The sequence below is a fragment of the Mycobacterium sp. 134 genome, assembly GCF_048282715.1.
GTDB lineage: Bacteria > Actinomycetota > Actinomycetes > Mycobacteriales > Mycobacteriaceae > Mycobacterium > Mycobacterium septicum.
Genome location: NZ_JBLVUN010000008.1, coordinates 6,119,337 through 6,131,877, shown reverse-complemented (window position 1 = coordinate 6,131,877; position 12,541 = coordinate 6,119,337). Strand labels below are relative to the sequence as shown.

11 protein-coding genes and 1 pseudogene are annotated in these 12,541 nt (G+C 67.9%); 6 read left to right on the top strand and 6 right to left on the bottom strand.

Going from position 1 to position 12,541, the window contains the following annotated elements; translation table 11 throughout:
- Position 1 precedes the first annotated feature (1 nt).
- From eccD to eccE, 3 genes and pseudogenes are all read left to right on the top strand, one after another.
- On the top strand, positions 2 to 1,417 hold the full coding sequence (eccD, locus tag ACNQVK_RS34200) for a type VII secretion integral membrane protein EccD (protein WP_418033228.1): 1,416 nt from the start codon (positions 2 to 4) through the stop codon (positions 1,415 to 1,417).
- Positions 1,418 to 1,424: 7 nt separating this feature from the next.
- Positions 1,425 to 2,797, top strand: a pseudogene (mycP, locus tag ACNQVK_RS34195) (type VII secretion-associated serine protease mycosin).
- A complete protein-coding gene (gene eccE / locus ACNQVK_RS34190; protein ID WP_418033227.1) occupies positions 2,794 to 3,714 on the top strand; it encodes a type VII secretion protein EccE in 921 nt (306 codons plus the stop codon). The pseudogene mycP and the gene eccE overlap by 4 nt, the downstream one beginning before the upstream one ends.
- Here the strand turns inward: eccE and ACNQVK_RS34185 are convergent.
- Both ACNQVK_RS34185 and ACNQVK_RS34180 read right to left on the bottom strand, forming a co-directional pair.
- Positions 3,670 to 4,860, bottom strand: a complete 1,191-nt coding sequence (locus ACNQVK_RS34185) for an alpha/beta hydrolase family protein (RefSeq protein WP_418033225.1) — start codon at positions 4,858 to 4,860, stop codon at positions 3,670 to 3,672. The two genes, eccE and ACNQVK_RS34185, sit on opposite strands and share 45 nt — an antisense overlap.
- Positions 4,861 to 4,883: 23 nt before the next feature.
- Positions 4,884 to 5,762, bottom strand: coding sequence for an amidohydrolase family protein (locus ACNQVK_RS34180; RefSeq protein WP_409550972.1), 879 nt, complete (start codon positions 5,760 to 5,762; stop codon positions 4,884 to 4,886).
- A gap of 47 nt (positions 5,763 to 5,809) precedes the next feature.
- Between ACNQVK_RS34180 and ACNQVK_RS34175 the strand changes: the two genes are divergently transcribed.
- From ACNQVK_RS34175 to ACNQVK_RS34165, 3 genes are read left to right on the top strand one after another with little or no spacing between them, the layout of a single operon-like run.
- On the top strand, positions 5,810 to 6,577 hold the full coding sequence (locus tag ACNQVK_RS34175) for a trans-aconitate 2-methyltransferase (RefSeq protein WP_418034501.1): 768 nt from the start codon (positions 5,810 to 5,812) through the stop codon (positions 6,575 to 6,577).
- A 53-nt stretch (positions 6,578 to 6,630) separates the two neighbouring features.
- The gene (locus tag ACNQVK_RS34170; protein ID WP_418033223.1) at positions 6,631 to 7,008 is read left to right on the top strand and encodes an alpha/beta fold hydrolase; all 378 of its coding nucleotides are present in this window, start codon (positions 6,631 to 6,633) and stop codon (positions 7,006 to 7,008) included.
- Entirely contained in the window at positions 6,984 to 7,472 is a 489-nt protein-coding gene (locus ACNQVK_RS34165) for an alpha/beta fold hydrolase (RefSeq protein ID WP_418033222.1), read from the top strand. Before ACNQVK_RS34170 ends, ACNQVK_RS34165 begins: the two co-directional genes overlap by 25 nt.
- Here ACNQVK_RS34165 and cysC read toward each other — a convergent pair.
- The 4 genes from cysC to ACNQVK_RS34145 all read right to left on the bottom strand — a co-directional run bounded on the left by cysC (position 7,469) and on the right by ACNQVK_RS34145 (position 12,536).
- Positions 7,469 to 9,379 carry an adenylyl-sulfate kinase gene (gene cysC / locus ACNQVK_RS34160; RefSeq protein WP_418033221.1) on the bottom strand — a complete coding sequence of 637 codons (1,911 nt, stop codon included), beginning with the start codon at positions 9,377 to 9,379 and terminating at the stop codon, positions 7,469 to 7,471. The genes ACNQVK_RS34165 and cysC overlap by 4 nt on opposite strands.
- Entirely contained in the window at positions 9,379 to 10,287 is a 909-nt protein-coding gene (gene cysD, locus ACNQVK_RS34155; protein ID WP_418033220.1) for a sulfate adenylyltransferase subunit CysD, read from the bottom strand. The genes cysC and cysD overlap by 1 nt, the downstream gene beginning before the upstream one ends.
- Entirely contained in the window at positions 10,284 to 11,087 is an 804-nt protein-coding gene (stf0, locus tag ACNQVK_RS34150) for a trehalose 2-sulfotransferase (protein WP_418033218.1), read from the bottom strand. The genes cysD and stf0 overlap by 4 nt, the downstream gene beginning before the upstream one ends.
- Before the next feature lie 78 nt (positions 11,088 to 11,165).
- Entirely contained in the window at positions 11,166 to 12,536 is a 1,371-nt protein-coding gene (locus tag ACNQVK_RS34145) for a sulfatase (protein ID WP_418033216.1), read from the bottom strand.
- Positions 12,537 to 12,541 lie beyond the last annotated feature (5 nt).

Sequence of the window (12,541 nt, the reverse complement as noted above, 5' to 3'; positions counted from 1 at the left end):
AATGTCCGACAACACTGTGATGCCGATCGTTCGGGTGGCCGTGCTGGCCGCCGGAGACGACGGCGGCCGGCTGACCGAGATGGCCCTGCCGTCCGAGCTGCCGTTGCGCGAGATCCTGCCCGCGGTCCAGCGCATCGTGCTCCCCGCCGGGGGCGACGACGGCGCCAGCGCCCCGGACCCGGTCAGGCTCAGCCTGGCCCCGGTCGGGGGAGCGCCGTACAGCCTGGATGCCACCCTCGACACCGTCGGTGTGGTGGACGGGGATCTGCTTGCGCTGCAAGCCGTTCCCACCGGGCCCGCTGCCCCGCGCATCGTCGAGGACATCGCCGACGCCGCCGTGATCTTCTCGGCTGCCCGCCAGCGTCCGTGGGGCGCCGCGAACATCGCGCGCTACGCATCACTGGCCCTGATCGGGCTGGTCCTGGTGGGAACCGGCCTGGCCGTCGCCCACCGTGTGGTGACCGGTGAACTGCTCGGACTGTTCGTCGCCGGCGGCATCGCCATCGCCACCGTGCTGGCCGCACTGTCGACCAGAGGCCGGTCACCGGTCCTGGCCACGGCCCTGGCTGTCACCGCGCTGGTTCCTGTCGCAGCGGTGTTCGGGCTCGGTGTGCCAGGAGAGTTCGGTGCACCCGGAATTCTGCTGGCCGCGGCCGGAGTGGCCGCTTGGTCCCTGATCAGCATGGCCAGCTCGCCCGATGACCGGGGCATCGCGGTGTTCACCGCGACCACCGTCGCCGGAGTCGGCGTGTTGCTGGTCGCGGGTGCGGCCTCGTTGTGGGAGATCAACTCGACGGTGATCGGGTGCGCGCTGATCCTCATCGCCCTCGTGGTCACCGTTCAAGCTGCCCAGCTGTCCGCGATGTGGGCCCGCTTCCCGCTGCCGGTCATCCCGGCGCCGGGCGATCCGTCCCCGTCGGCACATCCGCTTTCGGTGCTGGCCGACCTGCCGCGCCGGGTCCGGGTGAGCCAGTCGCATCAGACCGGCGTGATCGCCGCGGGCGTGCTGCTCGGCGTGGCCGGGTCGCTGGCCCTGGTCAGTTCGCCGACCGCGTCGCCGTGGGCCTGGTATGTCGTGGTGGCCGCTGCGCTCGGTGCCGCACTGCGGGCCCGCGTCTGGGACTCGGCCTCGTGCAAGGCATGGCTGCTGGGCCATCCCTACCTGGTGACCGTTGCCTTGTTGGTGGCCTTCGCAATCGATGGTCGCTACCAGGCCGCGTGGTGGGCACTGGCCGTGCTGGCCGCCCTGGTCGTGGTGTGGGTGGTTGCCGCGCTGAATCCGCGGGCCGCGTCCCCGGACACGTACTCGCTGCCGATGCGGCGCCTGGTCGGCTTCCTGGCCACCGGTCTCGACGCCTCGCTGATCCCGGTGATGGCCTTCGTCGTCGGGCTGTTCAGCCTCGTTCTCGACAGGTGATGAATCTGTGATCCACAAGAGCCTGGGTGTCCTGGCCACAGCCGGTCTGGTGCTGTTGGTCGGCTCCCCGTCGGCGGGCGCGATCAGCCCGCCCGAGGTCGACCCGCAGGTCGCCCCGCCGGCCGGCAGTGCCGGCCCGGTGGAGGCGATGACGCAGCGGTCAGCGTGCGCCACCACCGAGGTGCTGCCTGGTACCGATCCGGGGGCCGTCAACCCGAATCAGTTGGCACTCAACCTGTCTGGTGCATGGAAGCAGAGCCGCGGACAGGGTCAGACCGTCGCAGTCATCGACACCGGGGTGCAGCCGGGACCCCGGCTTCCCCATGTCGAGGGCGGCGGTGACTTCATCGAATCCACCGACGGGCTGAGCGACTGTGACGGCCATGGCACCTCGGTGGCAGGTCTCATCGCCGGGCAGCCGGGACCCGACGGCTTCTCCGGTGTGGCGCCGGAAGCCCGGCTGATCTCGATTCGGCAGAACTCGCCGCGGTTCGCTCCGCGCACCCCCGCCGCCGACGCCGTCGAGGCGCGCGCGGCGGCCGACGTGGCCAGCCTCGCCCGGGCCGTGGTGCGCGCGGCCGACATGGGTGCGCGTGTCATCAACATCTCAGTGGTGACGTGCGTGCCCGCCGACAAGCACATCGACCAGACCGAACTCGGTGCAGCGCTGCGTTACGCGGCGGTCGAGAAGGATGCGGTGATCGTCGCGGCCGCGGGCAATACCCAGGGCGGGGTCTCCACCGGATCGGCGTGCGGCTCCAACCCGCTTGCCGGCGCTCCGAACGACCCGCGCAACTGGGGTGGAGTCTCGTCGGTTTCCATCCCCTCGTGGTGGCAGCCCTACGTGCTGTCGGTCGGGTCGCTGAACGCGACCGGCCAACCGTCCGGGTTCACCATGGCCGGCCCGTGGGTCGGCATCGCCGCTCCGGGAGAGAACATCTCGTCGGTGAGCAACGCGCCGGGCGGGGTCTCTCCAATGCCATGCCCACCAACCAGGACAAGCTGGTCCCGCTCAACGGCACCAGCTACGCCACGGCGTACGTGTCCGGCGTCGCGGCCTTGGTGCGCAGCAAGTTTCCCGATCTGAACGCGCGTCAGGTGGTGCACCGGCTGACCACGACGGCGCAGGGCGCGGCCCGTTCGCCGTCGAACGTGATCGGTGCGGGCGGTGTCGATCCGGTGGCCGCGCTCACCTGGGACGTCGCCGACATGCCGTTGGACGGACCGGCGGAGCCCGCAGGCAAACCCATTGCCGCACCGGCAGAACCGGCCCCGCGTGACAACACCGGGCGGATCGTCGCATTCGCCGGCACCGGAGCACTTGCGCTGGCGGCCATCGCCGTCGCGTTCAGCGCATACAGACGGAAGGACCATTCATGACCGCCCGACTCGCGTTGGCGTCCCTGTTCATCGTCGCGGCGGTTCTGGCCCGGCCGTGGCAGACCAACACCGAACGGTGGGTGCTCGGCGTCTCCGTCGCCGCGGTGGTGCTGTTGCTGGCCTGGTGGGGCGGATTGTTCCTGACCACTCGGATCGCCCGGCATATCGCGGTGTGGCGGCGCAATCTTGCCAAGAACGGGCCGGCCGAGAAGCCGGACGCCGAGACCGTCGTGCTGCGCGTCGATCCCGCCGACCCGGCGCAGCTTCCGGTCGTGGTCAGCTACCTGGACAGGTATGGCATCTGCTGCGACAAGGTCCGGGTGACTCACCGCGATGCCGATGGTGTGCGCCGTAGCTGGATCAGCCTGACCGTTGCCGCCGTCGACAACATCGACGCCTTGCGCGCGCGGTCGTCGCGAATCCCGTTGCGGGACACCACCGAGATCGTCGGGCGTCGGCTCGCTGATCATCTGCGGGAGCAGGGCTGGACGGTCACGCTCGTCGACGGGGTGGATGCCCCGCTGCCCGACCCGGGCAAGGAGACCTGGCGCGGCGTCAAGGACGACTCCGGATTCGTCGCGGCGTACCGCGTCAGCGTCGGCGACAAGCTGGAAACCGTGCTGGCCGAGATCGCCGCGGTGCCGGCCCAGGAAACCTGGACCGCACTGGAGTTCACCGGATCTCCGGCACAGCCGCAGTTGACGGTGGGAGCGGCGTTCCGCACCGGGGACCGGCCGTCACGCAAGGCTCCGCTGGCCGGCCTGAAACCGGCCGGCGGGCGGCACCGCCCCGCGCTGGCAGCGCTGAACCCGTTGTCTTCGGACCGTCTGGAAGGCACTCCCGCCCCGCTGCCGCAGGTGCTGCCGCAAGCGTCAGACGAACATGAAGTCCTGCAGGAAGCGGGTCATCCGGCGTAGGTAGTCCGGCTGGCTCACATGCAGTAGGTGGTTGCCGGGGAACCAGTGGAACGCGCAGCGATCCCAGTGTTCCCAGAGCATTTCGGCCTGCTGCGGCGGGGCCAGCCGGTCACCGAGGCCGGTGATGATCAGCCGTCGTTCCTTGGGCACCAGCGGGCGGTAGTTCAGCGGCGAGGCGTACCGTGCCGCCGCTTCCGTCAGCGAGCGGTCGGTTCTGGCCACGAGCCTTTGCAGGGCCACCAGCTTGTTGGCCGGGAACCACTCGTCGACCGTGCGATCCGGTGTCACCACAGGGACATTGGGGACCACGGCCTGAATCCGGTCGTCTACGCAGGCCAGCAGTGCCGAGGTGAAGCCACCCAGGGAGATTCCCGTCAGGGCAACCCGATCGACACCGGTGGACTCCAGATAATCGATCACCGAACGGAAGTCGTGTACAGCCTGGGCCATGGCCTCGGAGAAGCCGGCGAATCCGTGGGAGAAGTATCCGTAACCGCTGAACGGTGAGAACCGTTCGGCGCGGCGACCGTGAAACGGCAGCGTGTACAACAGCACGTCGTACCCGGAGCGGTAGAACCACGGCAACGACAGGAACAGGCCGTTCGCCAGATACGGCGACCCCATGAACCCGTGGATCACGCACAACGTGGGATGCGGTCCGTCACTGTGGCGCCAATGCTGGGCCCGCACAACGTTGTTGCGGGTGAACCCGCTGCACAGGTCGCGCATGGCGGGGTTGACCGCGGTGAAGCTGCTGTCGAACCGGATGTTCTCGACCCGGCCGTGCGCGATCAGCTCGGCGACCGGACTGGCCCGGCGGGTGGACACCCGGGGTGGCCGGGTGGGCGCGGGGAACGACACCGCGGGATCTTGAGCGGTGGCCAGCTCGGCGTAGAACCGCATGTGGTCGTGCTCGGTCCGAGACGCCGACGGATGCAGCATCGACACCAGCGTGGTCGGCACCATCGATGTGGCCACGATCGAGGCGACCCCGGTCCGCAACGCAATGTCGGCGATCGCGGAAGCGTCGACGATGGCGCGCTGCCGCAGGGTCAGGTCGGCACGCCGGGGCAGGCCGCCCGCACCGGCATCGCCGCCGGGGACGTCTGGAACAGGGATCGGGGGTTCGACCGGGTCCGGGTCCACAATTCCCGATGCTAGCCAACTGCTCAGCTCAGCCTGAACAACTTCGCCGCGTTGTCGTGCAGAACGTTGCGCCGCCAGGTGTCGTCGACACCCGGCAGGTCGATCAGGTGGTGCACGGCCTCGGCGTACCCGTACGGGATGTTCGGGAAGTCGCTGCCGAACAGGATGTGTTCACCCAGGTCTTTCACCCGGCCCAGTTCGTCGGCGGGGAACGGCATCATCTCCTCGACGAACGGGGTGAAGGCCATCGTGGTGTCCAGTCGCACGTCGTCGTAGCGCTCGGCGAGGTCGAGGAACGCGGAGTACTCGGGCATTCCCATGTGCGCGATGATCAGCGCCAGGCGCGGGTAGCGGCTCAACAGGCGAACGATTGGGTCCGGGCCGGTGAAGTCTCCGGGCGCCGGTCCGGAACCACAGTGGATGACCACCGGGACGCCGGCGTCTTCGATCTGCCCCCAGACCTGGTCGAGCAGCGGATCGTTGGGTTCGTAGTTGCCCACCTGGATGTGCGCCTTGAACACCTGAGTACCTGCGGCGATGGCGTCCGCGACGTACCCCGCGGCAGGCTCTTCGGGGAAGAACGTGGCGGTGGCCAGGCAGTCCGGGGTGTCCTGGGCGAAGCCCCGCGCCCACTGGTTCAGCCACGCCGCCATGTCGGGCTTGTGCGCGTAGATCAGCGAGGAGAACCGCCTGATGCCGAAGTCCCGAAGGGTGGCGACCCGCTGCGCCTCGTCGGCGCGGTAGGTGATGGGCCATGCCCGGCCGATCAGCGGGCCCTGGCTGTCGAAGTACTGCCACACCTTGTCCATGACGTTCTTGGGCATGAAGTGGGTGTGCACGTCGACGATGCCGGGCAGGCCCAGCTCAGTCCAGATTGCGCGGACCTTTTTCGATTCGTCCATCATCGACGATCATGCACCGCCGGCCCCGGGAGGGGATGATCGGGTGGGTGTGGAATCCCGAGACCTATCTGACCTTCGCCGACCATCGGGGCCGGCCGTTCTACGACCTGCTCGCGAGGGTTGCGGCAAACGCGCCGCGACGGGTGGTCGACCTTGGGTGTGGACCGGGCAACCTGACCGGGACGCTGCTGCAGCGTTGGCCCGGCGCCACGCTGGAGGCCTGGGACAGCTCACCGGAGATGGTGGCGGCCGCCCGGGCCCGCGGGCTCGAAGCACATGCCGGTGCGATCGAGGATTGGAAACCGCAACCCGACACCGACGTGGTGGTCTCCAACGCGGCATTGCAGTGGGTGCCCTCGCATCGAGAACTCGTGGTGCGCTGGGCCGGACAGCTGCCGGCCGGGGCCTGGATCGCCTTCCAGGTGCCGGGCAACTTCGATGCGCCCTCACACCACGCGGTGCGTGCGCTGGCCCGGCGCGAGCCGTTCATCGAGCCGCTGCGTGACATGCCCTGGCGTGACGTGGGGCAGGTGGACACGCCCGCTGAATACGCCGGGCTGCTGACCGATGCGGGCTGCGTGGTGGATGCGTGGGAGACCACCTATGTGCACCAATTGACGGGTGATACACCGGTTCTGGACTGGATCACCGGAACGGCCCTGACTCAGGTGAAAGGCCGGCTGAGCGCAGAGCTGTGGGAGCAATATCGCCAGGCGATCATCCCGATGCTGGCGGAGGCCTACCCGAAGAGGGCTGACGGCATCACGTTCTTCCCGTTCCGTCGCGTGTTCGTGGTCGCCCAAGTCGCGCGATAGTCATTACCTAGGACGTAATCGATATTCGGACCGCGCTCGGCCAGCATTGGCGTATGCCGACATTCAAGACCGCGGATCGCACCGACATCCACTACACCGACGCCGGCTCCGGGCCGGTCCTGGTCTTCACCCACTCGTGGGGGCTCAATTCGGGCCAGTGGGACCAGGTCGTCGAACAACTGGTGCGCAACGGTTTTCGCTGCGTCAGCTACGACCGGCGCGGCCACGGAAGCTCCAGCGTCTACGACGGCGAGTGGACGGTGGATCTACTGGCCGACGACCTGGCCGCACTGATCGATCACCTGGAGCTCGACGACGTCACGTTGGTGGGGCACTCCCTGGGATGCGGTGAGATCGTGCGCTATCTCAGCCGACACGGGGTGAGCCGGCGAATCACGCGGTGCTCGTGGCGCCCCAGCTCCCGATGGTGATCAAAACCGACGACAACCCGGACGGCGTCGACGAGGCCATCCTCGAAGGGATGACCGCCGAGCTGGAACGCGATGTGCGGCAATGGTGTGTCGACAACGCCGCGCCCTTCTTCGGGGATCACGCGGTGCCGCCCGAAGTGGTCGAGTGGACCGTGGACCAGGTCGCCGATCTGCCCGTCGCGACCGTGGTCGCCACCCAGCGGATGGGCGCCCACACCGACTACCGCGCCGAGCTTGCCGGCCTCGACCTGCCTGTTCTGGTCATCCAGGGCGATGCCGACGCGTCGACGCCCATCGAGCTCACCGGGCGCCGCACGGTCGCGCTGCTGCCCGATGCCGAGCTCGTCGAGATCCCCGGTGCAGCCCACGGGCTGTACGTCACCCACGCCGACCGCGTCATCGACGCGATTTGTGGAGTTTCAACCGTGCTCGGTGCGGCCGAGACTCCACAAGTCGCGGGTTAGCGGCGGGTGTTGAGCAAGTCGATGACCTGCTGGACCAGGTCGTCGATCACGGCGCCGGCGGTGTCGAGCACCAGATCGGGATTCTCGGGCGCTTCATAGGGGGCATCGACGCCGGTGAGTCCCTTGAGCTCACCGGATCGGGCCCGTGCGTAGAGCCCCTTGGGATCCCGGCGTTCGCACTCGGCCAGTGACGTGGCGACGTGCACCTCGATGAACGGCAGCTTGGCGGCGTCGTTGAGGGCCCGCGCGGTCTCGCGGTCGGACTTCAGCGGCGATACCAGCGAGGCCAACGCCACCACCCCCGCATCGGCAAGCAGCCGGGTCAAATGCCCGACGCGGCGGATGTTCTCGGTGCGGTCGCCGGCCGAGAAGCCGAGATCATCGGACAGGCCGTGCCGCAGGTTGTCCCCGTCGAGCAGGTAGGCCACCTGGCCCGATTCGACCAGGGCCCGCTCGACGGCCACCGCCAGGGTGGACTTCCCCGAGGCGGGCAGGCCGGTGAACCAGATGGTGGCGCCGCGCTGTCCGGTGCTGTTCCAGCGGTAGTCGCGGTCCAGTGACGACGGATGCCATTTGATGTCGGACCGGTTGTGCCCGCTGGGCTTGAGCTCTCGTGCCTGCAGGATGATCCCGGCGCCGACGGTGTCGTTGGACACCTCGTCGATGAGGATGAACGCACCGTTGTCGCGGTTGTCGGCATAGTTGTCGGCCACCAGCACCGAGCTGGTGCGCAACGTGACCGAGCCGATGTCGTTGAGCGCCAGCTCAACCGGGGACTCAACCTCGTCGAGGGTCTCGGGGTCGAGCTTGGTGTGCAACTCCTGGACCGTGGCCCGCACCGTGCGGGTGCCCTGCTTGAGGGCCAGCCGGTCGCCCGCACGCAGCGGGTTGTCGAAGAACCAGCACACCGTCGCGTCGATCTCGCGGGCGAGTACCGGTGGTACCGCGCCTCCGTCTTCCAAGGCGCCGCTGACCAGGACATCGCCACGACCGACATCGATGTCGTCGGCCAATTCGATCGAAACCGACAGCGGTGCAACGCCAACCGTCCGGTCGTCGTCCAGGGTGTCCACGGCCGTCACGACCGAGCGGGTGCCGGCCGGCAGGCTCACGACGGGGTCACCGACCTGAAGTGTGCCCGCGGACAGCCGGCCGGTGTAGCGGCGGCGCTGTTCCGCCGTCGGCCGGGAAACCCACTGCACGGCCAGCCTCAGGTTCGCCGGATCGGCATGCGGCGCCGACAGTTCGATTGCTTCGAGGTACTCGAGCAGGGTGGGCCCGTCGTACCAGGGGGTGTTCTGCGAGTGGTGGACCACGTTGTCACCGAGCTTGGCGGCGATCGGGATGACGGTCAGATCGAGCCCGCCGAGCCGGTCGGCGACCTGTTGCAGCTCACGCTCGACCTCGGAGAATCGGTCCTTGTCGAAGTCGACCAGATCGATCTTGTTGACCGTGGCGACGAAGTGCTTGATGCCCAACAGCTTTGCGATGCGGGCGTGCCGCCGGGTCTGGCGCAGCACCCCTGCTCGGGCATCCACCAGCAGGATGGCCACGTGCGCGTTGGAGGCGCCGGTGAACATGTTGCGGGTGTAGCGCTCGTGCCCTGGGGTGTCGGCCAGGATGTAGCTGCGGGTTGCAGTGGAGAAGAACCGGTAGGCCACATCGATGGTGATGCCCTGCTCCCGCTCGGCGCGCAAGCCGTCGGACAGCGCCGCCAGGTCGGCCACCCCGTCCGTATCGGTCACCGCCTCAAGATGATCCAGCGGAAGGCTGTCGGTGTCGTGCAGCAGGCGGCCGATCAGGGTGCTCTTGCCGTCGTCGACCGAACCGGCGGTGGTGATGCGAAGCAGCTGCCGAGGCCGTGCCTGATTCCCCGTCGCTCCGCTGCGCTCCGCTCGCCTCGTCATCAGAAATACCCCTCTCGCTTGCGGTCTTCCATCGCGGCGACGGACGTGCGGTCATCGGCGCGGGTCTCGCCGCGCTCGGAGACGGTGGCCGCCGAGATCTCGGTGATCACCCGGTCGATGGTGGTGGCCTCCGACCGGACGGCTCCGGTGATGGTGAGATCGCCGACCGTGCGGTAGCGCACCCACTCGACGGCGGCCCGTTCGGAACCGGCAGGCTGGGCGTACTCCGAGACCGCGAGCAGGATGCCGTCACGTTCGAAGACCTCGCGTCGGTGAGCGAAGTAGATCGACGGCAGCTCAAGGCTTTCCAGCTCGATGTAGCGCCAGATGTCCAGCTCGGTCCAGTTCGACAGCGGGAACACCCGCACCTGCTCGCCCTTGCGGATCCGGCCGTTGTAGAGCGACCACGGTTCCGGGCGCTGGGCCCGCGGATCCCACTGCCCGAACTCGTCACGGAAGCTCAGGATGCGTTCCTTGGCGCGTGCCCGCTCCTCGTCGCGGCGGGCGCCGCCGAACGCCGCGTCGAATCCGCCGGCCTCCAGCGCGTCGAGCAACGTTCGGGTCTGCTGCCGGTTCCGGGAGGCTCCCGGGCCCGGATCGGCGACCCGTCCACTGTCGATGGTCTCCTGCACCGACCCGATGAGCAGCTTGTGCCCGACACCGGTGGTGCGGCGGTCCCGGAACTCGATGACTTCCGGGAAGTTGTGTCCGGTGTCCACGTGCAGGACCGGGAACGGCAACGGTGAAGGGCGGAAGGCCTTCTCGGCCAGGCGCAGTAGGACGATGGAGTCCTTGCCCGCGGAGAACAGCAGCACCGGGCGCTGCAGTTCGGCGACCACCTCGCGGATGATGTGCACCGCCTCGGCTTCCAGCAGGCGCAGTTCGTCGACATGCAAGAGATCAGTCATACCGGCAATCCCTCCTTCTCGGCGTCATTGCGGTAGCGGTCCACCCATTCGTCGGACCGCTGGTCTGCCTGGCGTTCCAGTACCGGCTGCGGTGCCAGTCGCGGGTCCAGGCCGAGCGACTCGAGCACCGTGGCCACCACGGTCGTGAGGTTGCGCCACAAATACGGATACGACACGTCGATGGGGGTGATGTTCTCCTCGGCGAACCAGGAGCGCCAGCCCTCCTCCTGGGCCTGCAGCAGCCTGACCACATGGGCGATGGCGCCGGCGTGGTACTCGGCGCGGGCATCGCGTACCGGGTCCGCCCGGCCGCGCCAGACCCTGGTCTGTACCGCCCGCCAGAACGAAACCGCCTGTGACACAACATCGGGACGGTAGACGTGGATCAGCACTGGGTCGCTGCCGATGACATCGCGGATCGCGGCGAGCAGACCGGGCCCGGAACGCTCGGGTAGGCCCTCGGCGCGTTCCAGCAGCAACGGGGTCTGGTTCCACATCAGCTTGCCGCCCCACACCCCGTTGGGGGTTCGGCCGACGGTGCGAATGTAGTCGCGCCAGATCTCCGACGGGGCCAGGTCCGGCTTGCCCTCGACCAGCGGATCGAGCAGGCGCAGGATCGACTCGTCCTCGACACCGGCGAACCATTCCCGGGGCTGCGGCGACATGCTGGTGGTCGGCAGGTACTGAAAGAACTCCTGGGGCTCGCCGGCCATGCCGGTGGAGCGCAGGGATTCCACCAGCAAGGTGCTGCCGCTGCGCTGGGAAGCGAGCACCAGGTAGGCAGTCGGATGATCTGGCATGGGCGAGACTCTAACCATCATTGATTTGCGGCGCCTATTCAAAGAAGCGTCAAGAGTTTTAATTCACCGAGATGAAAACTATTGGTGCGTATCGGTGATGCCGCGGTCGGCGGCGATGGCGGATCGGCTGGTGGCGGGACGGCCGTGGATGCTCAGATACGTCTGGGTGTAACGCTCCGAAATGCGGGTGCCCGCGAATTCTGAGGGTATTACGTCGAGGGTCTTCTGGCGCCAGTCGTTCAGCAATAGTGCGAGGTTCTCCGCGATTGCCTCGTCCTTGTCGGTGGCATCGGGTCCGAGCAGGTTGTTGCGTTCGGTCGGGTCCGCGACGAGGTCGTACAGCTCGCGGTCGGGCCGAGGCGCGAGGACCCGGTCGCCGAGCACCCTTGCGGGTGGGCTGTCGGCGATATCCCACGGCAGGTCCAACAATGGCCGTGTCGCGTAATTCTCGATGTAGCTGTATTCCTTTGTGCGGATGGCTCGAATGGGATCGAAAGAATCGTGGTAGGTCTTTGTGGTGTACACCTCGGAACGGACTTCATCCGTTTCTTCCGCGGTTGCCGTGAGGTTGCTGGCGTGTGACAGCCCCTCGATCTCGCCGGGGATCTCGACGCCGATCAACTCGAGCAGGGTGGGCACCAGATCGACTCCGCTGAACAGCTCGTCGTAGCGGCGCGGTGCCACGGCAGAACCCCGTGGAGGCCGAACAATCAGTGCGATGCCGGTGCCCGCGTCATACAGCGTCGACTTGGCCCGGGGCAGTGCGGGCCCGTGGTCGGTCATGAAGACGACCCACGTGCTCTCGTCCAGGCCGGCGGTGGCCAGGGCGTCGAGCAGTTCGCCGACCTTCGCGTCGGCTACCGCGATCGACCCGTAGAACTCGGCGAGATCGTCGCGCACGTCGCCGGTGTCGGGCAGGTAGTCGGGAACCTCGACGGACACCGAATCGGCTGGTTCGTACCGGTCACGGGGATACGGTCGGTGCGTCTCGAAGAATCCGGCGGTCAGCAGGAACGGTTGTTGCGGAGCATCGGCCAGCCACGCGGTGGCCTGCTCGACGACGTACTCGCAGAACGAATTCGACACGTCGAACTCGTCATAGCCAAGATTCGCCGGGTAGGATGTCTCGTGCTGCATCCCGAATAATGCTGTGTGCCAACCTGATTCGGCGAGAAGGTGGGGGAGGGTGCGCACACCGGCGCGATACTCCCAGCCGTGGTGGGCCAGGCCCACCAGACCATTGCTCTGCGGGTACCGGCCGGTGAACAGCGAACCCCGGGACGGTGAGCACAGCGGCGCGGTGGCGTGGGCGCGGGTGAACAGGATCCCCTCGGTGGCGAGCCGATCGAGATGTGGGCTTGAGACATCCGGGTGGCCGTACACGCCGAGATAGCGGCCGAGGTCATGCCAGTGCACGACCAGCAGGTTCTGCCGTTGCGGCTCGGTCACGTCAC